The 26532-nt window shown below is 47.3% G+C and carries 27 protein-coding genes and 1 pseudogene; 3 read left to right on the top strand and 25 right to left on the bottom strand.

Annotation, left to right across the window (positions count from 1 at the left end; genetic code table 11):
- Nucleotides 1-145 precede the first annotated feature (145 nt).
- The 3 genes from MBEAL2_RS09160 to MBEAL2_RS09150 all read right to left on the bottom strand — a co-directional run bounded on the left by MBEAL2_RS09160 (nucleotide 146) and on the right by MBEAL2_RS09150 (nucleotide 3864).
- Nucleotides 146-1327 (bottom strand): DEAD/DEAH box helicase, encoded by a 1182-nt coding sequence (locus MBEAL2_RS09160; RefSeq protein ID WP_047151991.1) that lies wholly within the window; start codon nucleotides 1325-1327, stop codon nucleotides 146-148.
- A complete protein-coding gene (locus tag MBEAL2_RS09155) occupies nucleotides 1327-3063 on the bottom strand; it encodes an ATP-binding protein (protein ID WP_082129858.1) in 1737 nt (578 codons plus the stop codon). Before MBEAL2_RS09155 ends, MBEAL2_RS09160 begins: the two co-directional genes overlap by 1 nt.
- Before the next feature lie 87 nt (nucleotides 3064-3150).
- Nucleotides 3151-3864, bottom strand: a complete 714-nt coding sequence (locus MBEAL2_RS09150; RefSeq protein WP_047151989.1) for a response regulator transcription factor — start codon at nucleotides 3862-3864, stop codon at nucleotides 3151-3153.
- A 200-nt stretch (nucleotides 3865-4064) separates the two neighbouring features.
- Here MBEAL2_RS09150 and MBEAL2_RS31710 point away from each other — a divergent pair, with 200 nt between their 5' ends.
- A complete protein-coding gene (locus MBEAL2_RS31710) occupies nucleotides 4065-4241 on the top strand; it encodes a hypothetical protein (RefSeq protein ID WP_161798194.1) in 177 nt (58 codons plus the stop codon).
- A gap of 322 nt (nucleotides 4242-4563) precedes the next feature.
- Here the strand turns inward: MBEAL2_RS31710 and ccsB are convergent, their stop codons facing one another.
- The 3 genes from ccsB to resA are packed head-to-tail and all read right to left on the bottom strand — an operon-like array spanning nucleotide 4564 to nucleotide 7938.
- Nucleotides 4564-5754, bottom strand: a complete 1191-nt coding sequence (gene ccsB, locus MBEAL2_RS09145; protein ID WP_047152056.1) for a c-type cytochrome biogenesis protein CcsB — start codon at nucleotides 5752-5754, stop codon at nucleotides 4564-4566.
- Between the two features lie 26 nt (nucleotides 5755-5780).
- Nucleotides 5781-7400, bottom strand: a complete 1620-nt coding sequence (resB, locus tag MBEAL2_RS09140; protein ID WP_236692737.1) for a cytochrome c biogenesis protein ResB — start codon at nucleotides 7398-7400, stop codon at nucleotides 5781-5783.
- Nucleotides 7401-7416: 16 nt separating this feature from the next.
- Nucleotides 7417-7938 (bottom strand): thiol-disulfide oxidoreductase ResA, encoded by a 522-nt coding sequence (resA, locus tag MBEAL2_RS09135; RefSeq protein WP_047151988.1) that lies wholly within the window; start codon nucleotides 7936-7938, stop codon nucleotides 7417-7419.
- Between the two features lie 242 nt (nucleotides 7939-8180).
- Here resA and MBEAL2_RS09130 point away from each other — a divergent pair, with 242 nt between their 5' ends.
- On the top strand, nucleotides 8181-8369 hold the full coding sequence (locus tag MBEAL2_RS09130) for a hypothetical protein (RefSeq protein WP_152667739.1): 189 nt from the start codon (nucleotides 8181-8183) through the stop codon (nucleotides 8367-8369).
- Between the two features lie 22 nt (nucleotides 8370-8391).
- Here MBEAL2_RS09130 and MBEAL2_RS09125 read toward each other — a convergent pair whose 3' ends face one another.
- The 15 genes and pseudogenes from MBEAL2_RS09125 to MBEAL2_RS09055 all read right to left on the bottom strand — a co-directional run bounded on the left by MBEAL2_RS09125 (nucleotide 8392) and on the right by MBEAL2_RS09055 (nucleotide 21819).
- On the bottom strand, nucleotides 8392-9105 hold the full coding sequence (locus MBEAL2_RS09125; protein WP_047152054.1) for a pseudouridine synthase: 714 nt from the start codon (nucleotides 9103-9105) through the stop codon (nucleotides 8392-8394).
- A gap of 96 nt (nucleotides 9106-9201) precedes the next feature.
- A pseudogene (locus MBEAL2_RS09120) lies at nucleotides 9202-9734 on the bottom strand (spore maturation protein).
- Between the two features lies 1 nt (nucleotide 9735).
- Entirely contained in the window at nucleotides 9736-10320 is a 585-nt protein-coding gene (locus MBEAL2_RS09115; RefSeq protein WP_047151986.1) for a nucleoside recognition domain-containing protein, read from the bottom strand.
- On the bottom strand, nucleotides 10321-11427 hold the full coding sequence (locus MBEAL2_RS09110) for a serine hydrolase (RefSeq protein WP_369405485.1): 1107 nt from the start codon (nucleotides 11425-11427) through the stop codon (nucleotides 10321-10323).
- A gap of 153 nt (nucleotides 11428-11580) precedes the next feature.
- Nucleotides 11581-12150: an SMC-Scp complex subunit ScpB gene (gene scpB, locus MBEAL2_RS09105; protein WP_047152052.1), complete on the bottom strand. Its 570-nt coding sequence runs from the start codon at nucleotides 12148-12150 to the stop codon at nucleotides 11581-11583.
- The gene (locus MBEAL2_RS09100) at nucleotides 12150-12830 is read right to left on the bottom strand and encodes a segregation and condensation protein A (RefSeq protein WP_236692736.1); all 681 of its coding nucleotides are present in this window, start codon (nucleotides 12828-12830) and stop codon (nucleotides 12150-12152) included. The genes scpB and MBEAL2_RS09100 overlap by 1 nt, the downstream gene beginning before the upstream one ends.
- A 103-nt stretch (nucleotides 12831-12933) precedes the next feature.
- Nucleotides 12934-13611 (bottom strand): site-2 protease family protein, encoded by a 678-nt coding sequence (locus MBEAL2_RS09095; RefSeq protein WP_047151985.1) that lies wholly within the window; start codon nucleotides 13609-13611, stop codon nucleotides 12934-12936.
- A 48-nt stretch (nucleotides 13612-13659) separates the two neighbouring features.
- Nucleotides 13660-14943, bottom strand: coding sequence for a glycosyltransferase family 4 protein (locus MBEAL2_RS09090; RefSeq protein WP_052947611.1), 1284 nt, complete (start codon nucleotides 14941-14943; stop codon nucleotides 13660-13662).
- A gap of 5 nt (nucleotides 14944-14948) precedes the next feature.
- On the bottom strand, nucleotides 14949-15761 hold the full coding sequence (locus MBEAL2_RS09085; protein ID WP_047151984.1) for a HipA family kinase: 813 nt from the start codon (nucleotides 15759-15761) through the stop codon (nucleotides 14949-14951).
- The gene (locus MBEAL2_RS09080; RefSeq protein ID WP_047151983.1) at nucleotides 15736-16893 is read right to left on the bottom strand and encodes a glycosyltransferase family 4 protein; all 1158 of its coding nucleotides are present in this window, start codon (nucleotides 16891-16893) and stop codon (nucleotides 15736-15738) included. Before MBEAL2_RS09080 ends, MBEAL2_RS09085 begins: the two co-directional genes overlap by 26 nt.
- Nucleotides 16894-16898: 5 nt before the next feature.
- The gene (locus tag MBEAL2_RS09075) at nucleotides 16899-17918 is read right to left on the bottom strand and encodes a YutH/CotS family kinase-like spore coat protein (RefSeq protein WP_047151982.1); all 1020 of its coding nucleotides are present in this window, start codon (nucleotides 17916-17918) and stop codon (nucleotides 16899-16901) included.
- A 144-nt stretch (nucleotides 17919-18062) separates the two neighbouring features.
- The gene (locus MBEAL2_RS09070) at nucleotides 18063-19046 is read right to left on the bottom strand and encodes a glycosyltransferase family protein (RefSeq protein WP_047151981.1); all 984 of its coding nucleotides are present in this window, start codon (nucleotides 19044-19046) and stop codon (nucleotides 18063-18065) included.
- A 22-nt stretch (nucleotides 19047-19068) separates the two neighbouring features.
- The gene (locus tag MBEAL2_RS09065) at nucleotides 19069-19764 is read right to left on the bottom strand and encodes an acyltransferase (protein WP_047151980.1); all 696 of its coding nucleotides are present in this window, start codon (nucleotides 19762-19764) and stop codon (nucleotides 19069-19071) included.
- Between the two features lie 19 nt (nucleotides 19765-19783).
- Nucleotides 19784-20812, bottom strand: a complete 1029-nt coding sequence (locus MBEAL2_RS09060; protein WP_047151979.1) for a glycosyltransferase — start codon at nucleotides 20810-20812, stop codon at nucleotides 19784-19786.
- 65 nt (nucleotides 20813-20877) lie between these two features.
- On the bottom strand, nucleotides 20878-21819 hold the full coding sequence (locus MBEAL2_RS09055) for a glycosyltransferase family protein (RefSeq protein WP_052947610.1): 942 nt from the start codon (nucleotides 21817-21819) through the stop codon (nucleotides 20878-20880).
- Nucleotides 21820-21999: 180 nt separating this feature from the next.
- Between MBEAL2_RS09055 and MBEAL2_RS09050 the strand changes: the two genes are divergently transcribed.
- Entirely contained in the window at nucleotides 22000-23013 is a 1014-nt protein-coding gene (locus MBEAL2_RS09050) for a DUF4855 domain-containing protein (protein ID WP_047151978.1), read from the top strand.
- A gap of 69 nt (nucleotides 23014-23082) precedes the next feature.
- Here MBEAL2_RS09050 and MBEAL2_RS09045 read toward each other — a convergent pair whose 3' ends face one another.
- The 4 genes from MBEAL2_RS09045 to MBEAL2_RS09030 are packed head-to-tail and all read right to left on the bottom strand — an operon-like array spanning nucleotide 23083 to nucleotide 26532.
- Complete coding sequence (locus MBEAL2_RS09045; protein WP_047151977.1) at nucleotides 23083-23502, bottom strand: hypothetical protein; 420 nt, start codon at nucleotides 23500-23502, stop codon at nucleotides 23083-23085.
- Nucleotides 23503-23516: 14 nt separating this feature from the next.
- Complete coding sequence (locus MBEAL2_RS09040; RefSeq protein WP_047151976.1) at nucleotides 23517-24506, bottom strand: glycosyltransferase family protein; 990 nt, start codon at nucleotides 24504-24506, stop codon at nucleotides 23517-23519.
- Nucleotides 24503-25453 carry an NAD-dependent epimerase/dehydratase family protein gene (locus tag MBEAL2_RS09035; protein ID WP_047152050.1) on the bottom strand — a complete coding sequence of 317 codons (951 nt, stop codon included), beginning with the start codon at nucleotides 25451-25453 and terminating at the stop codon, nucleotides 24503-24505. The genes MBEAL2_RS09040 and MBEAL2_RS09035 overlap by 4 nt, the downstream gene beginning before the upstream one ends.
- Entirely contained in the window at nucleotides 25450-26532 is a 1083-nt protein-coding gene (locus MBEAL2_RS09030) for a Gfo/Idh/MocA family protein (RefSeq protein ID WP_047151975.1), read from the bottom strand. The genes MBEAL2_RS09035 and MBEAL2_RS09030 overlap by 4 nt, the downstream gene beginning before the upstream one ends.

Below are 26532 nucleotides of genomic sequence, written 5' to 3'. Positions count from 1 at the left end.
TAACGATTAGAATAAAAGATGCTCCTTATAGTATCCGTAAACTTTAAAATCAAATTCATATCACAACAAAAAAAGAACAAGCCAGTCCACGAATCAGACTGGCTTGTTCTTCTATAGGGGTACCCGGCCTCTCGGCTCGTATCCTTTATTTCTTTATTCTTTTCTTCGCAGGAGTCCCAGGTTTCCGCTGTGCCGGGGCAGAGACAAGTTTCCCCCGAAACAGCGTCCTTTCTCCGATTTCGATGCCGAGCTGTTTTCCGAGTTTTCCAGCCATGAATTTTTCCTTCGGCTCAAGCAGGGAAACGACGATGCCGCCTTTCCCCGCTCTGCCTGTCCTGCCTGCTCTGTGTATGTACCCGTCTGCATCAAGCGGCAGGTCAAAGTTAATGATATGGCTGACGTCTTCCACATCAAGCCCGCGGGCGACAAGGTCGGTTGCGACCAGGCATTGAATTGTTCCCTGGTGCAGCTGCCGCATCGCCTGCTCCCTGTCCAGTTTCTTTGTCTCACTGTGTATGCCTTCGATTTTTACGCCTTTACGCGCAAGCCATTCTGTAATGTCAGCCACCTGGTGCAGCTTTTTCACGAAAATAATCGCCCTCGAAGGCGCCAGAGCATGAAGCAGACGGCGTAACTCCTCGAATTTTTCGCGCTCAGGTGCCACAACAAAATAGTGTTCAATCTTCTCCGGCAGCCGCGACTGCTTTGTAATCTTCACAACGCGGAGGTCATCGCACCACTCCCTGCTCCATTTCTCTACTTCCGGAGAAATCGTTGCAGAGAAAACAGACAGCTGCCGCTCTCTCGGTGTGCGTTTTAAAATAGATTCCACTTCCCGCAGCATGCCCGCTTCAATCATCTGGTCCGCTTCATCAATAACGACCGTCTTCGTTTCATGCACCTTCAGCTTTTTCTTCTCAATCAAGTCATGCATTCTTCCTGGTGAGCCGATGATAATGTGCGGTTTTTCTTTTGCTTTTTCCATCTGCCGCTTTATATCGACACCGCCCATAATGACCTGGGAACGGATTTCGGTATCTTTCGTTAAATCCTCAACAACACGGGCAATTTGCATCGTTAACTCGCGAGTCGGTGCGAAAATAATCGCCTGGACTGTCGAGAGGCCGGTATGGATTTGTTGAAGCAAAGGAAGCAGATAAGCGAACGTTTTGCCTGATCCTGTTTGTGATTCCCCGACAATGCTTTTCCCCTCAAGCAAGAGCGGAATGGCCTGCTGCTGAATGGGGGTAGGGACGGAAATTCCCTGCCTGTCCAGCTCTTTCAGCAGAAAGGGATCAAGTTGAAGTGCTGCAAATGTTGTCGTCATTATAAAACGCTTCCTTCCTCATGGTGAATGAATAAATCGATGGAAAAAGTTGTACCTTCTCCAAGCTTGCTGTGCACAGTAATCGTCCCCCCGTGTGCCTGTACGATATTCTTCACAATCGACAGGCCAAGCCCGGTTCCCCCTCTTCTTCTCGTTCTTGCTTTGTCGGCCTTATAGAACCTCTCAAACACAAACGGAAGGTCTTCGGCAGGTATTCCACTCCCTGTATCAGAAACTTCGATCGTACAGCGGTCTCCGCGGGTGACGGTTCGCAGAGTGACGGTTCCGCCGCTTGAAGTGTGCCTGATTGCATTATCGATTAGATTTGTAAGCACCTGTTCCATTCTGTCGGCGTCAAGATAAAATGTATCTTGTGAGGAATCCCAGTCAAGCTGAAGCCTCTTCCCCTGTTCCTTTACAACTCCATTGAACTTGCGGATGACCTTATCCTCAAGCTGGAGCAAATTCATTTGCTCTATATTTAACTCAATATGGCCCGCTTCCATTCGCGCCAGATCAAGCAATTCATTAACGAGGCGCGACATGCGCACAGACTCATCATAAATAATTTGCGCCAGTTCCTTTTTTTCTTCTTGCGTTGGCGCAATATCATCTATGATCGCTTCGCTGTACCCTTGAAGCATAACAAGGGGGGTACGCAGCTCGTGCGAAACGTTCGCCAGGAAGTCTTTGCGCAGCTTATCCAGCTTGCGCTCCTGGGTCATGTCTCTCATCACGGCAACGGCTCCGCGCACCTGATTGTTATCATAGAGCGGACCCATGACAAGCGCATAGATTCTCCCCTGGATCATAACATCCGAAATAACGTCCTGTTCGTTTTTTACGACCTGATCCAAAATCGAACGCATAAATTCAGGCAGGCCTCTATTCAGTCTATCTTCCTGCTGCTCGGTTTCCCCCTGCTCAAACGACCAGGCTTTCAGGATGCTGTCCGCCGGCGGGTTCGTTACAATGATATTTCCCTGCCTGTCAACGGTGATAACCCCGTCAACCATACTCTTCAGCACGCTCGATATTTCTTCTTTTTCCCGTGATAGAGCGAGAATGAGATCATTTAACCGGCGCGCCATATGATTAAAAGTACCGGCCAGCTCTCCAATTTCGTCATTTGTCCGGATTGGGATTTGCGCAGTAAAGTCTCCATGCGAATAAGAATCGGCCGCCTTCTTCATCGTCCGGAGCGGCTGGGTTATCCGTGTGGAGAGGAAAAAAGCAAAAAAGGTCGTAAGGATAATACCGATAACGGCAGCATAAAAAATAAACCACGATGTTTCACTCATCGTCTGCCTCAGCTCGTCGAGCGTCTGGTATAGAATTAGTTCATTGTTTTTCCCGAGCGATGAATGCAGCGGCACGGATACGGCGAGAAACTCCTCCTTGTGCGGCGCCCCTCCATTGTTCGGCACAACCGTAAACAGGCTTCGCGCTGTTCCTACATTCCCTGAGAAGGCTTTCTTTAATGCAGGATGGTTCATAAGCTCTTTAGCGTCTACCTCGGGGATATCCGGATTAACCGAACTAAACTTCTGCCGGGCAAACTCCCCGGCGGAATTTATTACTACCATTCTTGTTCCATATCCATTCAATAGTTCCCGCGCGATGTGAACCGTCTGCTCTTGATCCTGGTATACGTTGAGTACATCAGCCATGTTTTGCGCCAGATGAACCAGATTTGACGTGCGCTGTTTTTCATAAAAGCCATCAAAAAACTGCATAAGGGTTAGGCTGAGGACGGTTAGTACGACGGCAACCAGTCCAAGAATTGTGATCCAAAGCTTAACAACGACACGATTATAGACCACTTATTTCGGCACCTCAAGTTTATACCCGATTCCCCAAACCGTTGCGATCATATTGGCTGCCACCGCAGAAATTTTGTTTAACTTCTCTCGCAAGCGCTTAATATGTGTATCAACCGTACGCAAATCCCCAAAAAATTCATAATGCCATACATCTTTCAACAAATCCTCGCGGGAAAAAACACGATCAGGATTTCGGGCAAGATAGTAGAGAAGTTCATATTCCTTTGGTGTTAGGCTAACCTCTTCACCGTTAACCAATACGCGGTGCGCATCATGATCGATGGAGAGTTCCGGAAAAACGAGCACATTATGCGCACTATTCGGGGTTGTTAAGAAAGCGGTTGCTGACGAGCGGCGAAGCAGCGCCTTTACTCTATATACAACCTCGCGCGGACTGAAAGGTTTTACCACATAATCGTCAGCGCCGGATTCAAACCCCTGCACGCGGTTGGCTTCTTCCCCCTTCGCAGTCAGCATAATGACCGGTGTAGCTTTTTGCTCGCGTAACTGTTGGCATACCTCAATGCCGTCAATCCCCGGAAGCATCAAATCCAGCAGGATGACATCATAATCGTTGACCACTGCCATTTCTAGCGCATTTTCCCCATCTTCCGCTTCTTCGATGACAAAATTCTCTCTCTCTAAATACATACGAAGCAAGCGGCGAATGCGCTCCTCATCATCTACTACCAATACTCTTGCCTGACGTTCCATTCCTCTTCACCTCGGTCAACATTTTGACAATAACGTTGTTTATTTGACTATTTTACCATTTTTCTGTTTGTAATGCTTCTGAAATAGTCGAGTGAATTATATTCCATGATGTAAGAATTTATCAACCTTTTTCTTTTCCGGTTTTCGTTTTAATATCCTGCAGTGTGGAAAAGAAAGAGAAAGCGAAAGGAGAGATCAGAATGGCAAAAGAAAAAAAGAAGATACAATACGATAACCGTGGTGACAAAATCGTTCACGATGAAATACAGGACACATTCCAGATCGGTGTGGTTGAAGACAAACAGAACCCAGACAATAAAGCTCCCTTGATGAAGGATGATGAGTTAGAAGAAAAAAGTCTGGATGACTTTGAGTAGGAAAAAGCCTTCCACGGAGGAAATTCTCCACCGGAAGGCTTTTTATCGGTATAGGAACTATATGTTGCTTTAAAGTAGTAGAGCAAAAGACCGCAAGGTCAGAAGTGTTAGAAAAAAGGGAGGGCCAGTCCACGCTGACCGGCCTTCCTCACCCAGCGGAACCTCCCGGAGAGCAGAACAAGCCCGCAATTGTCTCCATCCTCGAACGATCCAGATGTTTTGCGGGCTCTGCTCGCAGGGAGGTGGAGCGGACAGTTCTTCCTTCCTCGCGGAAGGGAAAGGCAAGTGGAATGAACTCCCTTTTTTCTTGCTGCTGTCATTCTTACGCGTAAGAATGCAATCCCGAGATGACTAAATTAACAAAGATAAGGTTAAACATAACGACGATAAAACCGAGAACCGCCATCCACGCCGATTTCTCCCCCTGCCAGCCGCGGGAAAGACGAAGATGCAGGTATGCGCTGTAGAACAGCCACGTAACGAGTGCCCATACTTCTTTCGGATCCCAGCCCCAGAAGCGGCCCCATGCCTCATGTGCCCAGATCATCGCAAAAATAAGCGCACCAAGCGTAAAGACGGGGAATCCAATCGCAACGGCCCGGTAGCTAATCTCGTCCACTAAATCGGAATCAAGCTCGCGCACCCATTTGCCCAGCGGGGCAGCAAGGCGGCGCCGTGTAGCAAGGCGCAGGGCAACATACAGAACCGTTCCGCCGATAACCGACCAGATCATCGTATTAAACTTCCGTGCCGCCTCCTTGCCTCTCATAAAGCCCGGAGCTTCAAATAGCGGCTTCATTTTATCTGTTGTGGTTAACTGTCCGCCCTTAGGCCCCACTATTGCCGGCATATCGTATTTCACCTCTGTTTCTGCCACTTGCCCGCCCATGGCCTGAACCGGGGCTTTAAAAACAGATTGGTAGCCGGTGCCCTGGAAATAAAACGTCATTCCGATGAAAGCGACGAGCGTAAGGATAACCCACATGACAAATTCCAGCCACTTGGTGGAACGCGAGCTTTCGTTCTGATTTACAGTACGCAGTAAGTACATAAGGCCGCCCGCAAATCCAACGGCAAACGCCCCTTCCCCGAGAGCTGCTGTCGTTACGTGGATTTGCAGCCAGTAACTCTGGAGAGCTGGAATCAGCGGGGTAATCTCCCGGGGAAACACAGACGCATACGCGATAACAAGAATGCCAAACGGCATAACGAACGCCCCGATTAAAGGAATGCGGTATATCGCATAAATGCCGAGAAAAGCAAGGGTCGTCGCAAAGCCAAGGAACTGCATAAATTCAAACATGTTACTAATCGGGAAATGCCCTCCCACATAGGTGCGGACCCCGATAAACACGGCCTGGCAGACAACGCCTACAGCCGCGGTGATATAAGCAATCCAGCCGAATTTCTCCGCGTGTTCCTGCGGGTTTCGATTGCTAAAGCGGCGCCCGGTAATGGCGATAAAGAAAAGAATGGTAGCGACGCAATATAAAATAAAAGCAATGAGGAGCATGGTGCTGCTGAATGAAACTAAATCCGTCACGATGGCTTCGCCTCCCTCTCCAATTGGGCATCTGAAATCGGGTATCCGTTCCCTTGTAGCATATGGGCAACCTCCCGCTTCACACCAAACCAGTTCTTGTTCGTGTGCGCTGCAACATACAGTTTTCCGCCTTCAACCTGGAACCAAATGCGGCGGTGCTGCCAGTAAAAACCCATAATAAGTCCGACCATAGAAACTCCTGCGCCGAAGAAAATAACCGGGATGCTGTTATCTTTGCGTACCATCAGACCGGTCATATCGACCAGATCAGGCTTAGCGAACTCATACGTTACCTTTGGCGCCTTCTGGTCTGCCGTCAGCGTGCGTCCGAGGAAAATCCATTGTTTCTCGCCCTGCGGTGTTTCCGGGCTAATCGTGTTAATAATAAACGCCGGATTGTTCGGTTCCTTCGTTTTGGTAATTGGGCGCTTGGCTTCATCTAAGGCAAAGTCAGGGAAATACTGCAGTACCTGCACTTTGACTTTATCGCCTACTTTTACTTCATCCGGCGGGCTGAGTAAGTCGAGCTTCACCGTACCGAGCTGGCTGTTCGTTTTTGTATCTACTAATCTCATATTCAACGCCTGAAGCTGATTTTCCTGTTCGCCCGATTGGTATAGTAATAAACCATCATGATCCAGTGGGTGGTTCACTTCGATATTCGCTTTCTGAATTTCTACGAGCTTCGGCTCCGCTCCGGGAATTCCGGCATTTTGATTTTCATAGAGCACTGCCTGTGTTTGGTATTTTTTTACGACCACGCCATCCAGGTTCAGCTTCTCAGGAAATTCATTATCCTGGTAGTATTCTTTCGTGTACTGCACGTTTTTTACGTAATAGTTTGTTTCCGGGACGGGAACCGTCTGGCCTTCCCTTACCCAAACGAACTGGTCCAGATAAAACCCCGGAATCAGCCGCATAAGGCAGCCGACGAGAAATAAAATCAGGCCGATATGATTCACATACGGACCCCACCTGCTGAAACGCGCTTTCTCTCCGAGCAGGGCGTCCCCTTCGCGGCGTACTTTATAACGCTTGCTTGCGAGCGATTTTTCCAGCGAGGCAACAAGAGCATCCGCGTCTTTTCCTTCTAAATCAATTTCAGTGCTGACGCGCTGGATTTTAAGAAACTTGCGGTCCCGTTTCACCCGCTGCTTTTTCAGAGCGCGGTAAAGGGGAATCACCCTATCAATGCTGCAAATAACAAGCGAAATCCCGATACCGAGCAGCAGCGCAATGAACCACCATGAAGAATACAAATTATGAAGACCGAGTCGATAATAAATAAGGCCGGGCGTTCCGTACGCTTCTTCATAATAGGTGCTTGCCGGTTTTGGAACTGGAATGTATCTTTCCTGCGGAAAAATCGTGCCGATTGCCGAAGCGACTAGCGTTAACACGATCATGATGACCGCGTTTTTTACGGAGGAGAAAAAATTCCAGACGTGATCGACGATTGTTTTCTGGAATGTTTGGGAGCGCCGCGCCGCGCCCTCATACCGCATATCGATGAACTGAGTATCGCCTTCATTTCCCAGGGGAATCCCACAGGATTCACAGAGTACGGTACCGACCGGATTGGCGTGCCCGCATTCGCATTTCACATTCTCTATCATATTCCCACCTCTGTTTTTAAGGAGCTATCTTCTGCATGTTGTCCCGAATCGTATCGATAGACATTGGGCCTCCTTCGACTTTTTTATAAAGGGTTCCGTCAGGCTTTATAAAAAACGTCGTTGGAAGCGGCCCGATTTGATATTTTCTCGTAATTTCTTCCGTAGAATCGAGCAGAATAGGGAACGTCAAATTATACTGCCTGGCGAACGAGCGGACAGCAATCTCTCCTTCCCCATCGTTCACAGCGAGAACAACAACCCCTTTATCAGAAAACTCCTTTGATGCTTTCTCCAGGTCAGGCATTTCCTCCCGGCACGGCGGGCACCAGGTCCCCCAGAAGTTTAATACAACGCCCTTTCCCTTCAGTGTGCTGAGCTGCACTTTCTCCCCCATTGCTTTCGGGGCGATAAAATCAGGTACAGGCTTACCGGCCTGCACGACAGATTTATCCTGAATAAACGCACGATAAAAAGTCCATCCCACGGCCAGTAGAATAACCAATAGTACAGCAATTCTGATAAACTTGCGCGACCTCATGGAGTACCCCCCGGTTAATGGCAATCGCTACTGTTTCCATTGTCAATTTAAGGTTAACAATAAACATTATAACGTGAATAAAAATTAACGTTCTCACAAAATTTCGAACGTTATGTGACAGCAACACGAGCTCGGATGCATAATTATGTATTTACATTTGTATTTATTCGTTGTAGAATGAATTTTATCTTATACAGACGAATAAAACTATTTATATGAAAGCAAGGAGTGGAGTTATGTTGGTGGCGACAGAAACACAGTGGAACGCTCTGCTGCAGCGTCACGCTACGATTACGATCAGCGCCTGTGGCCGGGTAATAACAGGTGATTTATACAATCTAACAGACAGCCAGGTCATTCTTATCGTCCACAACAAGGATGGCTTGTTTGAAGTTATTGAACGTTCGGACATTGTTGATATGTCCTGGTAATTTTAAAGTCTTACAGCGGGCATCAAACCCGGCGAAGGCGCTCTACTTCTTCGGGCGTCAGCGCGCGGTATTCCCCTTCCGCCACACCCTTCAGCGTTAAAAAAGCAAGGCGCAGCCTCCTAAGGCGTATGACGGGAAACCCCACCGCTTCGCACATCCTGCGCACCTGCCGGTTGCGGCCCTCATGAATCGTGAGGTGAATGACACTCGTTCCCTCGCTTTTATTTCTATTCATGCAAAGCGCCTCTGCGGGGGAGGTCATCCCGTCCTCCAGAAGTACGCCCTGCCTGAGCGTTTGAAGGGCTTTTTCCTCAATCATTCCCTTTACGACAGCCTCATACACTTTATCCATTTCATGCCGGGGGTGCGCAATATGGTTGGCCAGCTCTCCATCGTTTGTGAGCAGCAGCAGCCCGGACGTATCGTAATCAAGGCGGCCTACAGGGTAGATACGCTCCTCTATGCCTTGCATAATATCAAGCACCGTCTTCCTCCCCTGGGGATCCGTCACGCTTGTAATGTAGCCGGCCGGCTTATTTAGAAGGTAGTAGACATGGCTTTCACGCGCGATTTCTCTGCCGTCCACCTCAATCGTATCACGTGTGAAATCAGCTTTATACCCAGGCTCTGTTATAACCTGACCGTTGACCTTCACTCTCCCGGCGGCAATTAACTCTTCGCATTTCCGGCGCGAGGCGATACCGGCCTGGGCCATAATTTTCTGCAATCTTTCCATGTTATATTCAGCCTCCTTTACCATCATACCCCTGTCCATTTCCCGATACAACAAAAATAAACCCTCCCGCCGCTTTTTGGAAGAGGCAAGAAGAGTTTACCCAAAAACGAGGGAAACAATCATGACAGAGGCGATAACGCCAATCAAATCAGATAGCAGGCCGACTTTAAGCGCATACTTCGTGTTTCGTATCGCTACCGCGCCGAAGTAAACAGTCAGTACATAAAGCGTCGTATCGGTGCTCCCCTGTATTGTGCTCGCCAGGCGGCCGATGTAGGAATCCGGGCCATACTGCGCGATTAAATCCGTCGTAATGGCAAGCGAGCCGGAACCGGTAATCGGGCGAAGCAGCGCAAGCGGCAGCACTTCTCCCGGGAAATGAAGAAAGGTGAGAATAGGCTGGACACCTTTAAGCACCAGGCGAGTGCGCCGGATTCGCGAAAAATCGTAATTGCCACCATCATCCCAACAAGGTGGGGCATAATCTTAATGGCCGTCCCAAACCCTGATTTTGCCCCCGCAATGAAGGAGTCGTATACAGGCACTTTTTTATAAATCGCGTAGACAAGGACATAGGACAGCATAAGCGGGATGGCCCATATCGAAAGCTGTGTGATAAAGGCGTACACGTTAGCGCCTCCTCTCTCTTCGCTGATACCACCTGTCAATAAAAATCGCGCTGCAGGTCGCAACAAAAGTAGCCATTAAGGTTGTACCTACGATATCGGCCGGATTGGCCGAATTGTAATTCAAGCGTATCCCAATAATGGTCGTCGGAACGAGCGTCATGCTTGCCGTATTGATGGCAAGCAGCGTACACATAGCAGGTGTCGCTGTTTTCGGGTCGGGGTTCAGCTTCTGCAGTTCCTGCATCGCCCGAATGCCCATCGGTGTTGCCGCATTGCCGAGACCGAATAGGTTTGCCGTCATATTAGACAGAATATAACCGATGGCCGGGTGATCCTTTGGCACAGTCGGGAACAGCCAGCGAACGAGCGGCCCGAGCAGCCGGGCTATTTTCTTTAGCAGCCCCGCATCTTCCGCGATTTTCATCATCCCCATCCAGAAGATGAGGATACTAATCAAGCCGAATGTTACCGTAACACCTGTTTCTGCCCCTTTAAACACCGCCTTATTTACTGCCTCTCCGTGGCCGGTAATAAAGGCGGTCAGTATCCCGAAAAAAATCATGCCCGCCCAGATATAATTAACCACCTACATTCCCCCCAGCGTAAATCGCCAGAATGCGATCCATTCATTTTCTATCCGGTGGCCGATTGCCTGTGCCAGCGTCTCCTGCTCACCTTTAAGCGGCATCCTCCCAATCACCTGTCCCTGCAATAAAACTTCAACGATTCTCGAACCGTCCCCCTTTTTCACTACCCTTTTCTCAATCTGCTGCTTTTCCTCCTTCGTAAGCGGGTAGGAGAAAGCGCGGGTACTATATAATGCAAGCACTCCCTTGTCCGTTTTCTCTTCTGCAATGCGCTCGTTTTCCCTCAGCACTTCTGTAGAGGGGTAAGCAGCAAAACCATAATCCATCCACTTCATCGAATCGTCCCAGTCCTGCGGTGCGTTCAACACAACGATGGCCAGCTGCTGGCCATTGCGTGTAGCGGAAGAGGACAGGCAGCGCTTTGCCAGCTTTGTATACCCGGTCTTCACTCCATCCGCCCCTTCGTAGAGCCGGAGCATCTTGTTTTTATTAAGGAGCTTGCGGTCCCAGTTCTCCCCCTGCCAGGGGATGTATTTCACCTGGGTCGAGACAATTTTTTTGAATTCGGGATTTCTTAGAGCGTAAGCGGTAAGAAGCGCCATATCGCGGGCGGTGGAATAATGCTTGCTGCTGTCGTCGAGCCCGTGCGGGTTTGTAAAATGGCTCGATTGCATCCCGATATACTCGGCCTTCTCATTCATCAGGCGGGCAAAACCTTCAACCGAACCGCCTACGTGCTCTGCAATGGCGACAGCCGCATCATTCCCCGAGCGGAGCATTAAGCCGTACAGCATATCTTCCATTTTCATTTTTTCTCCTCTTTTCAAATAAATAGAGGATCCTTCCTTTCTGTAGGCACTATCCGATGTTGTGATGATATCACTGCTGCGTCCCGCCTCCAGCGCGACAATAGCCGTCATGATTTTGGTCAGGCTGGCAATTCTCATTCTTTTGTCCCCGTTTTTTTCCGCAATCATTCTTCCGGATTGCACATCAATTAACACAGCCGTCTCTGCCGATATCGCAGGCATGCTGGCCACTGCGGCGAACCCGGTTTGAGGCATAAGGAGCATAACGGCGGCCAATAGCAGAAAGAGTTTTCTCACTCATATCCCCCTTACCGTATCGAAAAGTATCTATTCTCTCCGTCTTTATCTGTACATGTATATGGCTTATCCTTGTAATTATGACAGGCTGTCCGGAAAGAAAAACGCAAAAAGGCGGAGGATGTAAAAAGTCACTTTTACACCTTCCGCCTTTTAGGTTTTCCGCTCAAACAGGTAAGAATCTTCATCAAATCCTTCCTCATCCGCCGGGAATTCAGGCGGTGGCGGCAGTTCATCCAGGCTGCGCAGCCCAAAATATTCAAGGAATTCTTTCGTCGTTCCATACAATATAGGCCGCCCTATCGTTTCAGCCCGTCCTACTTCCCGGATTAAATTCTTGCTATTTAACCGGCTAATCGAGCTTTCACACTTCACGCCGCGAATTTCTTCGATTTCAAGCCGGGTGATTGGCTGTTTATAGGCAACAATGGCCAGCGTTTCAAGGGCCGCCTGCGACAGGGTAGCGTGGGAAGGCGTTTGCGCCATCTTCTCGAAATACTCGGCAAACTCGGGCCGGGTCGTAAATTGGTATGCCTGGGCGACTTCTACAATTTGTAGTCCCCGCTGCTGGTCCCGATAATCCTTTTTCATTTCATCCATTAAAGCAATGACCTCGTCCACCTCAAGGTCAAGAATGGAAGCGAGCTGTTTGGCTTCAATCCCTTCGTCCCCCGCTACAAACAGCAGCCCCTCAACAATTGCTTTTAACCGCTCTACATCAATCATGAAACATCCCCCTGCGCTAGTAACACGACAATTTCTTTAAATAACCCATCCTGTTCACAATGAATCGTGTGCTTCTTCATCATTTCCAGTATGGCAAGAAAGGAAGTTACAATTTCCACCTTCGAGGAAGCGTTCTCAAGCAGCTCGGAAAACCGGACTTTCCCTCCCGCTATAGCAAGCACGCTCTTGATTTCTTCCATTCGATCCTTTAATGAAATCTCCTCGCGGTGCAGCTTCGCGGTTAATCCCTTTCGATTGACGCGCTTCAGTGCTTTTTGCAGCGCATCTACCAGATCATAAATCGTCACATTGGATATCGGATTGTCGTCCTCCGGAGAAATAAAGGGCGTAAGATCTTCCGCAGGACGGGTGTATACCTGGCTCTGTTCCCTTTCTTTTTCACGGAAGGCTTCCGCCAGCCCTTTATACTTTCTGTACTCGAGCAAACGCTGTACGAGTTCTTCGCGCGGATCGTTCTCGTCATAGAAATCATCAGCTATATCGTCAAAAAGCGGCTCCTCCCTGCGCGGGAGCAGCGTTTTGCTTTTAATAGCCAGCAGGGTTGCGGCCATTACAAGAAACTCGCTCGCAACATCGATTTGCAGCTGCTGCATAACATACAAATGACTCATATATTGGTCAGTGATTTCCACCATTGGAATATCATAAATATCCACCTCAGCCCGGTCAATCAGGTGAAGCAGTAAATCAAGGGCCCCTCAAACGTATCCAGTTTTATATCGAGCGACACTGAAAGCCTCCCCTTCTGTTTCTATTTTCTCAGACGATAATATTGTAAATTGCTTGCTGGACCCATCTATATGGCCCGTAAAGAATAAGCGCCCCAAAAGCCGGAATAAAAATGAGGAGCAGGAGAATAAAAGTTCCATACGGTTCCATTCTTTCAAAAAAGTGATCATACCTGCGCGGCAGGATATACCGCAGGATTTTCGATCCGTCCAGCGGGGCAACGGGCAATAAATTAAATACAAAGAGTGCCACGTTTATATTAAAACTCCATCCAATTACGTCCCTAACGAGTGTCCAGGCCCAATCCGGCCAGCCGGAAACAACCGACGAATGGGATAGCAGCACACCAAGCTCCAGAAAAGCAACGGCAAGAATCAAATTCATAATAGGCCCTGCCGCAGAAACATATACCATGCCAAGACGCCGGTTCCCCCTAAAATGAAAAGCATTGACCGGTACGGGCCTTGCCCATCCGAACGGGCCGAATAAAATCATCAGCATGCCCAGAGGCTCGACATGGCTAATCGGATTTAGCGTCAGCCTTCCCTGGTCCCTTGCTGTGTTGTCCCCCAGCTTATAGGCAACGAATGCATGCGCCCACTCATGTATAGCAAATGCGATCACAAAGGCGATAATTCGATAAAGAAGCGTATCCAAATCGAAGTTAAACAAAAGTGCTTCCCCTCCCCAAGTAAAGCTGCAACTCATTTTACCATAGGGCCGCAGGGTGTAGCAATGAACGCCTTCGTTTCTCCATTAGACTTCTTCCTCCTCCCCGGTTTCGGCTGCCGGATTATCCAAATCCGAAACGGCCTGCTCCTGCTCTTCTTCCCCTCCAGCTTCCACCGGCATTGTTTCTTCCGGCTCCATCGCTTCTTCGCATTCGATCGCCTCACCCACCGATTCTCCCTTAACTAGCTGCAGCTCGGCGCCTTGTGCAAGAAGGCCGGAATAAAAGCGATCATAACTCCCGGATACATTGTCCCAGTCGAATTGCTGGGCAGCTTTTCTCTCCGCCCCTTTTGACAGCACCCTTCCAAACGTCGGCATCGTAATAATTCTCTCAATGGCCCGGGCAAAAGCTGCCGGATCCTGATAATCCGCGACGAGAATTCCTGTCTGTTCGTCAATGATTTCCGGAATTCCGCCCCGTCTGGAGGCGATGACGGGCAGCCGGCTCGCCATTGCTTCAACGTTCACAAGGCCAAATGCCTCCTCATATTGTGTAGGGCAGACGAAACAATCTCCAAGCCAGTATACTTTGTGCATCCGGTGCGGCTTGACCGGACCAATAAAGCGGACAGGCACTCTGCAGCGCTGCGCTTCCGCCATAAGCCGGGCTTTATACTTCTCACTGTTGCACGGACCGGCAATGAGGAGTCGTACAAAAGGATATTTCTCTCTCACATAGCCAGCCGCTTTGATAAGAATATGGACGCCTTTGCGCGGGACAACCCGGCCTGCATATAGAATATTAAACGTACGTTCGAGGGAGTGACGCGATAATTCCCGATTCTTTCTGGCCATGCCAGGGAAGGAAAAGCGGGTCACATCCACGCCCAGGTGAATCGCGTGAAACTTGTGCGCATTATCGGGGAACTGCCGTTTGTACGCTTCCTGCACGTAATGGCTATTGCAAATGATAGCGTCTGCCTGCTGAATAACTGTTCTTCTTATTTCAATCGGAAGCGCATCTAAAAAGGTGAAGGAATGGAGAACAAGAATAAGAGGCGTCGAGGGGAAATGGACACGTAAATCAAGGATGTACTTCGGGCGGTTTTCTACCTGGATGCAGTCAAATTGGCCTTTCTTTGCATAACGAATCGCTCTCCTTACGTAGCCATTCCCCGGAAGGACTCTTACAAATGTGAGGTTCCTTCTCCGCGAAAAAGCCGGTAATCTCTCACCCTTCCTGCCGAGCACAGTTACTTCATGGGAACGAGAGATTCGCTTTGCGATTTGGTAAATGGCGATTTCCACTGAGCTGCCAGTTGTTGAGGAGACCGGATGCATGGGGGGCGCTATGATGAGCAGCTTCAAACCAATCACCTCCCCGTTTCCTTGTTGTTATATTCCTTTGTTCCTTTATAAGCGAGCCAGCGTTTCATCATCATTCCTGTTTGTTTCTGCCGCTGCAGGAGCATCCGCCTCATAAATATTCTTTGTTTTTCTTTCAGAAAGCCCTTCGGCACGCTGTACAGTGCAGCATCAATCTGCGTCCGATCCAGGCTCTCTATCCTCTTAATCATAGACTCAAGTGCAGGAAGAGAGGACTGCAGGCGAAGCAGCCCTTGCGGTACGTGGTAAAAACGCCACAGTTTTTGCCATAAGGGAGCATCCCATTTTCCTCTCTTCCATTTCCGTGGCGAACCATACAGAGCATGCCCGTGATCGATAAGGTACCAATTATATTTCTCGTCCGTCTGATTCCGGTAAAGAATGAGATTTTTCCCCATCGCCCTATCGATGTTAGCAATCCAGGCATCAAAAACAACAAGCCCGCACAGGTAATCCATTTGATTCACATACTTCTCCGGCAGTTTACGAATCTCTTCACCCGCATTACGCCACGTTACGACTTCAGCAGCCTTGTTTTCTATCGAAACGATTCCCTTCCGCACGCGCCCGTCCGGTCCCCGGACAACTGCGATTTCAAGCCTTGCTACAGGAAAACCGAGCTGCCTTGCGAGCGCTGCCGCAACCCATTCGTTTGCCACCATGGGCCCGGCATAATACCACTGGCTTCTTGTCGTAAATTTAAAATAACCGCGGTCCCCCTCCCGGTTCTCAACAATCCAGACATAGCCCTGCCGCTTTGCTTTCCAGGTTTCTTTAAGCTTCCATTCCTGTTCGTTCATCCTGCCCCCTCCCTGCCGGCAAATAAGATAGAAACAAATTCTGATAAGCGGCAGCCGCCCTGGTCCAATCGTATTGAAGGGCCGAACGGTACCCCGCTTCCACCCGTTTTTTAGTAAGCTCCCTGTTCTTCCACACCCTGTGGATTGCGCCCGCAATGGATGGGCCTGATACTGTCGGAATGACCTCCGCCACCTCCGCATTTACAAAGCTAGAAAGCCCGCCTGCCTGCGTAGCGATTAAAGGGACCCGATGAGCCAGCGTTTCCAGCGCTACAAGGCCGAATGATTCATGGCGGCTGGGAACAATAACAGCCCCATAGGAGGAGTATAACTTCTGTACCACCTGGGGTTTCTGAAAGCCATGCCACCGTATCCGCTTGCTTATTCCGTATTTTCGGGCCAGTGCATTCAACCGCCAGGAGTAGGCGGGTGATCCGCTTCCTACAACATCAAGCGTTACACGGCTGTTACTTTTCGCCAGAAGTGAAACGGCATGAAGCAGTTCCTCAATCCCTTTGGACCGGACCAGCCGGCCGATATAAAGAAGCTTGTAGCGAGAGGCGCCCCTGCTTCCTCCCGTCTTTTTTATCTGGATCCCATTCTCAATCACGTGCAGTTTATCGTTGCAGAACGGATAATACTGTTTTACTTTGGTTCGCTGCCATTCGCTCGGAACGACGATGGCATCGGCAACTTGAAGCAGTTTCTCCTGCCTCTTTGCGGCCGCATCCCTCAATGATGCCTTCCTTTCAATCGTAACAAGGGAATGGCACGTATAGATTACGGGAACGTTATATTTCTTTTTCAAGTACGCTGCCGTCTCTCCAAATTGCACACTATGCACATGGATAAGCTGCGGCGCGCTCCCTCTATTCTTTCTCAGCCAGCCTGAGAAGGCGGAGGGGAGGAAGGCGCGGTAGTTCTTTGAAAAGTACGGCATGGTGCGGGGAAAGCGAACCACTCGGACGCCGTTTCGCTGTTCCTCACTTGCTTTGTGAGAAGAATGTCCGGAATATACAGTGATATCCGTTCCGCTTTGCGCTGACATCGCTTTTGTGAGATTGGTCGCAACAATGCCAAGCCCGCCGATAATGTAAGGCTTATACTCATTTGTCAGAATCCACAACCGCATGCCCGTCACTCCTTGTTTGCGTAGTCATCATAGTACTTGAAGAACGCGGGAAGATGCTGCTCATCTTTTATTGATTTCTCAAGCTTTTGCTCAAGCTGTTTTCGGTACTTGAGTCCCGCATTCTCATAAGAAGCAAGGAGCTTGCAGGCTTTATGAGGAAATTGCAGCCACACTTGCAGAAGCTCATATTCAGCCGGCACTAATTCAGATACGGCCTGATACCCATCAAGGATATTGCGGGCGATGGAAAACTCCCACCCTTTATTTTTGCATGCCAGCCGAACGAGGCGGAACAAATCATACACGCGCAAATCAATTCGCAAGGTTTCAAAATCAATGAGGTAAGGTTCTGAACGTGCGATAACAAAGTTTTTCGGGCCGCTGTCCCCGTGACAGAGGGAACCGGTTTCTCCCGCCTTCTCACAAAGCTCGGTATAATCGGAACGTGCAAGTATATCAAGGGCATGATCGGCTCGCCCGATTAGCCATTCCCCGTGCTCCCGCAGTATTTCGTTTACCCCTGCCCTCTCGGAATTTTCCTTCGCTTTTTTCACATGGCGCTTCAGAAGTTCTGCCCTTGCTCCCAGTATTCGCGGCCATTCGCCAAGAAGGCTGGTCGCTCCGTGTGAAGGAATATCAATGCCTCGCCCCACATGGTGGAACCGGGCGAGTGCTTCCGCACAGGTGTACATTTGCCCGGCAGCATCCGGTTCAGGCGTACATCCGGGAATCCATGGTGTTAAAATATAAGGGTGCCGTTTCTGGCCAACCCTGACAAATAAAGTCTTTCCTGCTCTCGTTTTTGGATTTCTCCAGGCTAGTGCGGAAAAACCTTGTTTTTGAACCATCTGTAACACTTCATCCATCCAGCGCAAACGCTCGGGGGAATATCTCATACGCTTCAAGCAGTACGCCCGGCCGGTGGAAGTGACAAGGCGGTATACACCTGATTTGATAAAGTGAACTTCCTTGGGTGTGATGTTAAATTTACGAACCGTCCGAACAACCTGTTCTCTATTTTTCACGTAGGAATCCCGCTTTCTTCATTTCGCTTTCTTTTATCGTATGAAAACGTCCCATGATTAGGGATAAGGCTGCTGCCTAAAAAATAGGAAAACAAACAAAAAACAGCCAGATTGGCCGAGTCCAATTCGCTGCTTTTTGAAGGATTAGAGATTACCGTATATCGTAACGAGCTGCTTCGCAACGAGGCGGCTGTCATGATAGCTTTCTACAAATTTCCTGCCCGCCATGCCTTTTTGCCGCCGAACTTCCCCCGAAGATAGCAAATCTTTCAATACAGTATAGAGGGTATCTGGGTTTGCATTACAAATAGGCGGTGTTATTTCATAGCCCGATACCAGGTCATCCCGAATAAATGCAATAACAGGTTTGCCCAGTGCCATTGCTTCGACACTGAGCAGGCCGTAAGAACCACATAATATTTGATCAATAATAATATCAGCTTGATTATACAACCTGACAGCTTCCTCGTGACTCATGTTCTCTATACGCTTATATTGGAAAGTCGCAACCTTTTCAAGCTCCTTAATTACCTTTTCTACTGCTGCTGTGCCTTTAAATTCCGGGTTTGTTGGAGCGTGTATAACAAGGGGTACATTGTTAAATGGCTCGGGGTAGGCTGGGATAAACCTCGTAAGGTTAAGAGCCAGTGGCAGGACAAACACCTTTTTATAATAAGGAGCCACATACGGAAGCACTTCATAATCCTGTACGATCGCCGCTGAAGCGAACTTCCCTATCTTTGTCAACTTCCTATCGATTTCATCCTCAGAGGGAGAATCACCTGTATATACATAGGAGTTGTTTAGCAGGGCAATGCTTGTTTTACGTACATCATTTCCCCAGTGATGCATAATGATAGGTTTTCCGATCCGGGCTAACAGTTCCAGGTCCTTATAATCGGGTAAGAATGTTGAAGCATAATGAAAATGGAAAATATCAAAATAATTAATAACGTCCCCCGCAATTTTTCCGATTTCAAATAGGTCGGAGTTGATAATGTTTTCTTTGTATTGCAGATAGGTTTGGAAGTAATTGTACCCGTATGCATGGTGGCCCATCTCTTTTAAAGCCCCGCAAAGAATTCCCATCTGACCGGCAATTTCAATAGGACCATGAATGATTTTCATTTGCCTCACTCTTTCCTTTTTCTTATGGCAACAGCCGGCCGGGGTTTCCGACAATCGTTTTCCCCGCCGGAACATCGCGTGTCACAACGGTTCCAGCGCCTACAATGCTCTTCTCTCCGATTGTAATTGCGGGCAAGAGCGTAGCGTTATTTCCGATTTTAGCCCCCCGTTTTACTATCGGTCCCTGGTGTTTAAAATTCCCCATTCCCATATATTTGTCGTTGGAGGAGGAGCAGCAGGGACCAATGAATACTTCATCCTCAATAACCATATCTGCAGTAATATAGCTTCCCGTCTGTATCGTCACACGGCTTCCGATCGTTGTATTCGGCTCTACGATAACATTGCGTCCAATAATGCTTGACTGGCCTACATAGACCTCTTCCCGGATGCTTGCTAAATCGCCGACCAGCACATCATTATCCAATACAACACCGCAATAAATAACCGTATTGCATCCGATTTTCACATTGTCTTTAACATGTAGGGGAGGAAGTGTTTTTTGCGGCTTACGGGCCATTTTTTTACTTGACGCCGGCTCTTTTCCAAGTACGACCAGGTCGCCAATCATTACATCATTACCGAGAACGGTTCCCTTTTTTATCACGACATAATTTCCAATTACAGCATTATCTCCAACCAACACACCCGGTTCAATCACAACATGTTCTCCTAAAACGACATTTTTCCCAAACACGATTGAGGGATCATGGGGCAACTTAATTTCCTCCCAGCTTTTATTGGCTTAGTACCGTCTCATAAATTTTCAGCAGCTGCTGAATAACCCTTGACGCTTCATGGTGCGCCTCTACAAACTTTCGCCCCTGCCGGCCAAGGTGAATGCGGTGTTCTTTATCTTGCGCCAGTTCTTTTAACACATAATATAAAGTCTCAGGATTTGCTGAAACAATGGGCAAATCCTTTGGATAAAGAGAAACCAAATCGGGCCGTATATAGCAAATAACAGGTTTACCGAGCGCCATCGCCTCCACACTTAAATTCCCATACGCTCCGCAGAGAATTTGGTCAATAACAATGTCGGCTTTCTTATATAACTGCAGTGCTTCCTCGTGGCTCATTTGCTCGATCCTCTTGTACCGTAACGGTATCTCTGTTTGGAGCCGCTCGATTACCGCATCTATAATAGCTGAACCTTTAAAATCACGATTGGTAGGAGCGTGAATCACGAGTGGAGGTTCCTTTCTTTCCGCTGTATAAACAGGGAGAACAACAGATGTATCAATAAGCCTTGGCAAAACATACACGTTTTTCCCATGGGCCCGATAATAATCGATAACGTAATAATAGAGCTCGAAATCCTGAACAATGGCCGCCGACATTGTTTTTGAAAAACGGAGTAAGTTCTCATGAATTTGCTCGTCTGGTAAAGAGCAATCCGCATTCACATAAGGATTCACATAGCCTGCTCCTCTGGCAGCCAGGGTTCTCGCACGCACGTCATTTCCTCTATGGTGCATAATCATTTTTTTTCCTTTGCTGCCTATCATCTCAATATCCCGGTAGTCGTCGATAAATGTATACCCGTTGTGAAAGTGAAACAAATCATAGAATTCGATTGCAGGCTCTATTATTTTCATAAGTTCAAATACGTCGACGTTCATAATTTTTTGATAGTTTAAGTACGTAGTGTAATAATTGTACCCGGTGGCATGATAGCCTGCCTTTCGTAAAAATTCGCACAGTAATCCTACCTGGCCTGCAATTTCCAGCGGTGCATGAATTACTTTCTTTTTTTCTGTACTCACCCTTTTCACATCCTCGGTGAAACTAGAGTTGCCGGTAAATGGATAGTAAGTTAGCCGTTACCTTTTCAACAGCATGATACTTCTCTACATACTCCCGGCTTTTTTTTTCCTATCTCATGGCGCAGTTCGGGGTTCATGATTAAATATTTCAATACATCGTGCAGAGTATCCTGATTTGCGATAACGATCGGCAAATCTTCCGGCATTTCTTTGCGAACATCCTCTCTTATAAAAGCGACAACCACTTTTCCCAGCGCCATCGCTTCTACACTGAGTACGCCGTATGAGCCGCACATAATTTGGTCAATGATAATATCGGCGGCGGAATAAGCCTGCAGAGCCTGTTGATGACTCATTTTTTCTATCGCTATATACGTAAATTGAGATTCTTTTTTCACTTGTTCAATCGCCCGTTCAACATGGGCCGATCCTTTAAATTCGCGGTTGGTAGGGGCATGAATAATAATAGGATGCAAATTATCCGGCGATGGAAAAACAGGTGTGAATCGCTCCGTTCTGCATGCTAACGGAAGAACACACACATTTTTATAATAATCACGTACGTATGGATACACCTCGTAGTCTTGAACAATAGCGGTATCGATATAACGAGAAAAGAAGACAAGCTGATGATGGATGCTTTCATCGGACAGGTAGCTGGAGGGAAGAGGGTAGGGGTTTAGTTCTTTAACCCATTTTGAAGTGCGTACATCGTTACCCCAGTGATGCATGACAAGTTTCTTTCCGGTATTTGCAGCATAAGGTAAATCGTTATAATTAGCGACCATCGTGTTTCCATTGTGATAATGAATAACATCGCAGTGCTGAATAATTGGGTCGACGATTTTGGCCAGTTCATACGCATCTGTATTCATGATATTTTCTTTATATCCAATATAGGAATGAAACCAGTTATATCCATTTACCTCCATCCCTGCTTTGCGTAGCCCATGGCAAAGAATCCCCATCTGGCCTGCTATCTCCGTTGGTGCATGAACAATCCGCACACTGATTCCCCCTCGAAGGAAGCCTTTACTATGATGTATTCAGTCTTATGCCAACCCGTCATTCACTGAAAGGAAATTAGGCAAGAAAAGGAAAATTAGGCCAAAAGATAAATACGAATCCCTTCTGCCCTTCATATGCTGTACAAGTAGAATATTAACATTGGAAGGTGTGACATAGGCATGTTAAACACATCACCGTTAGGCTACTTGTCTTCCACGGATTCCCCGATTCAAAATCATATTTGTATGCTGCCATGCGGAGGTTTATTAGCAGGAGATAAACAGTCCTGGAATGCCGCTGATCTACAACCGTATGTTTCTTATATGATTAACGGAAAAGGAATTGACAGAATGTTTGGGGGTTTTATCTTTAATAGTATTTCCATAAGGGAAGGCTATTTTATTTATCCGCTCTACGTTGGGTTTGGGAAGCCTGCCGATCATATCGATTGGCTGCAGTGGATTGAAGCGTTGTTTGCACCGGAGCAAAACTTTCAAGCGCTCCTTCTAACCTCCCCGAAGTCCCCCCTTGATGTATGGGTATCCATTCCTTATCCATATCCGCCCCAAGATAATTTTGGAGTTATAGAAAATCAAAACCTGAATTTTAAATCAGACGATCACAGGTACATCGCTGTCACATGGTGGATTGACCGATTCTTAGACCGCTGGAAAGCGGAAACTTCCCTCCATAGTAAGCTGAATTTCCGCGGTTTTCATTGGCAAAGAGAAGCTATCGATCCGTATGATGCAGAGCTCGTTAAACGGGTAAATGGCTATATTAGAACGAAAGGTTTATACAGTATGTGGCTTCCTAATTATGGTTCGTACGGGGTGACAACCTGGAAAGAACTCGGGTTTGACGTAACCGCTATTAATCCTAACTATTACGGCAATACAAGCTATGATTATCAATGGATTACTTATGCTTCCCATTTCTCTAAATTCTATCACACAGGGTTGCAGATTACCTTTGGCAAGGGATTGCTATACAGCGATACCCACCTGCTGGATTATCTGAATTTAGGTCTTCCGGAAAAAAACAATTATATGAAGGAGTCAATTATCGTCTATCAGTTTCCAAATCAAATAATGAAAGAAATATACCAGACACGATTTGTCGATTATATCCGTTTATATACGTTTATCAGAGGGTTATACACGAAGATTTCCTACCCGGAAATAAAATACTAAATAAGAGAAGAAAAAATGGACACCACGTCAAGGCCCTGTTTCGGTAAGAAACAGGGCCTTTTTTCATCTTTATGTTGTTGTGATAAGAAGATAAGGCGGGTTTTCTTCGCTGCACACCGTGCCTTCCGCATTAGAAAACTTCACATATACTCCATGGTTTTCCAGGCTTCTAAACCGCCAGTCATATTCAAGCTCTTTTATATCAAACGTTGCGTCTTCACCGGAACGTATCGGTTCTGTCGGTTCAATTACAGCGGCCAGAGGCGGTCTATATCCTATTCGCATCAACCCCTCATCCCATCCGGCTGTAATTTCCTGCAACGTTATTTGAGAAAAAAAGGCAGCATCCGGGATAGGTACATGCAGCACCATTGCTGTTATCTGCATATCCGTTGGTATGTCCGCAATATTAAACGATACATACATCTCATCCCTGCTGGTGTACAATCGATTCGGGATAAAAAACATACTTTTTTCAAAAGGTAACACCGATGTCCCCTCCTCTACCGTTGTAATTCAGAATAAATGGCAAGCAGCTTATCGCCTATTACATCAATGGCGTGATATTTTTCTGCGTATATTCGTCCTGCAACCCCCCTTTCATATCGGAGTTCAGGATTATCGAGCAGCATTTTTATCTGCTCATAGATCGTATCCGGATTTGCATTAATGACAGGCAGCTCTGATGGAAATGATGGAATAAGATCCGGGCGAATATAAGCGACAACAGGCTTACCGAGAGCCATTGATTCGACGTTAAGCAGCCCATACGATCCGCAGAGGATTTGGTCAACAATAATATCGGCCTCTTTGTACAGCATAACTGCCTGCTCATGATTCATTTTTTCGATACGGCGATACTCAAAATCATGCGTGGCACGAAGCTTTTCAATTACTCTTTCAATGTGGGCAGTTCCCTTAAAAGCCGGGTTGGTAGGTGCGTGAACAATAAGCGGTTTTTCTTGCATTGTAGATGGAAATAAGGGGGTGAATCGCTTTAAATCGATAGCGATCGGAAGAATATGAACCTTTTTGTAATACGGTTTTACATAAGCAAGCACTTCGTAATCCTGTACAATGGCTTCATCAATATATTGGCTAATCTTTGACAGCTTCCTATCCATAACCTCATTGGGCGGGGAATCCCCGGTATATGCATAAGGGTTGTTTATTCGTGCCTGTTCATGAAATCGAACATCGTTACCCCAGTGGTGCATGATCATTTTTTTTCCTTTGTCTTTAATTAATGCGAGGTCAGAAAAATCAGGTATCATAGAACTTGCATAGTGAAAATGAAATAAATCAAAGAAGTTGATGAGGTGGTGATACGTGTTTTCGATTTCTATGACATTTGTGTTAATCAAGTGATCCCGGTAGCCTAAATAAGAATGGAAGGTGTTATACCCAACGGCAATATGTCCCCTTCTTTTTAGCTCACCGCTCAAGATCCCCATCTGCCCTGCAATTTCAATAATTCCATGGAAAATCTTCACACACTCCCCCCTCCTTTAAGCCAATGATACGTCTTGGCAATTCCTTCCTGGATAGAATAACGGGCAGACCATGCTATATCTGTTTGAAGCGCGGTTGGGTCTACTGCACGCCGGTAGACTTTATCCACTTCTCTCCCTGGAAGGAAACGTGTTGGATATGCTTTATACCCCATAATCTGTATAACTGTATCGGCTAACTGGTTTATCCTCGTTTCTGTGCCTGTACCTATGTTGTAAACTTTCCCCACTGTTGTTGGATGTGTGCTGGCCGCAATGACAGCATCGATAGCATCTTCAACAAACGTAAAATCTCTTGTCTGTGTCCCGTCATCATAAATAATGATAGGATCACCGGACATAATCGCTTCAAAGAACTTAGCGATAACACCGCAGTATGGATTGGATGAAAGCTGGCCAGGACCATATACGTTGGAGAAGCGAAGGATGGTGACAGGCAGGTTATACATATGATAAAACACCTGGCAGTAATGTTCGGCGGAAAACTTGCTTGCTGAATAAGGGAGGGTAATGCGGTAATAGGATTCAGGCGTTGGGATTGTCGAAGCATTACCGTATACGGAAGCGGTAGAGGTGTAAACAAATCGTTTTAAATTCGGGCAATAGTCTTTCGCTTTTTGCAGCAGCAAAAAGCCGCCAAGCAAGTTCACATCTAAATCTGACCGTAAGTCTTGTGCTGATAAAACAAGGTTACGGCAGGCCAGATGGAAAATCCATTCTACTTTAGGAAGCACTGTCTCAAGCAGCTTTTCATTCGTGATGCTATCTTCGTAAAACGTAAGATTAGCGGCTTTAGGCAACGATGCCCGATTACCTGTGGAAAGATCGTCAATTACGTACACGTGCTTCGCTTTAGTCACAAGCCTTTGCAGCAGTTGGGAACCAAGGAATCCAGCGCCGCCTGTAACAAGTACATTGCCATATTTCATAAAAACCACCCTGTTTCCCCTGCCATATTACTCGTTGAAAACGAGGGAAGGGGCAGTGGTACAGGCTGACGTGTAATGGCTGATTGGTATAAGCCAAAAATCGTTTCAATGGCCCGCTTACCCTCATTGGCATCAACAAGGACGTGTTTCTTCTTCTTTGCGAGAACGTGAAGTAAATCTTCATACATATAGTAATGCTCATCCCGGTTTTGCAAAAGCTGCTCTAAGCTCTCTTCTGTTTCCGGATGATCCGCGATAGACCAGCGGTAGATTTTATCAAAGGAAGCTCCGCCAATGGAAATGGTGCCCTTTTCCCCAAACAGGGAAATGGCGTTATCCAGATTTTTCGGGTACGTAATCGAATTTGCTTCAATAACCCCTTTGGCTTTGTTTTTAAAGGTAAGAATGCCGAGTGCCACATCCTCCGTCTGCTTGGGAAGTGCTCCCCTGGTCATCTCTCCATAAATTTGCTGCACATCCCCTAAAAACCATTGCAATAAATCAATAAAATGAATCCCCTGGTTGATGAGCATTCCACCGTCTTCTGCCCAACTCCCCCTCCAGGGGGCAGCTGAATAATACTCGGGGGAGCGCTGGATCCGCATGGTAACAACACCCAGATATATTTTTCCTATTGCTCCGCTGTCCACTAGCTGTTTGATTTCACACATAATGGGCCGGTAGCGAAGCTGCTGGCATACTAGAACATGCCGTCCGTTATCCTGTGCAAGTTCGATAATATCGTTCGCATCTTTCAATGAAAGCGCGATTGGCTTCTCCAGCACGATATGCTTATTCATGAGAAGCGCCTGTTTCGTAATGGATGCGTGAAGGCCGGACAGCGTTGAAATGACAATCACGTCAATATCTGGATTGAGAAGCAATTTGCTGTAATCTGCGTATTTGTGAATGGGTTTACTTTCACTCGTAAGCGTGCTGTATAAATGCTCCGCCTCATTCATTCTCTCTTCCTGAATATCACTAACAGCAATAAGTTCCGCTCCCTGGCACCGGGATAACGTTCGGATATGCCGTTCGGCAATTCTTCCGCATCCAATCAGTCCAAAACGCACAGCCAT

Origin of the sequence: Aneurinibacillus tyrosinisolvens, assembly GCF_001015055.1 — a bacterium.
Lineage (GTDB): Bacteria > Bacillota > Bacilli > Aneurinibacillales > Aneurinibacillaceae > Aneurinibacillus_A > Aneurinibacillus_A tyrosinisolvens.
The sequence above is the reverse complement of the archived record's forward strand: the minus strand, read 5'-3'. Positions and strand labels throughout refer to the sequence as shown.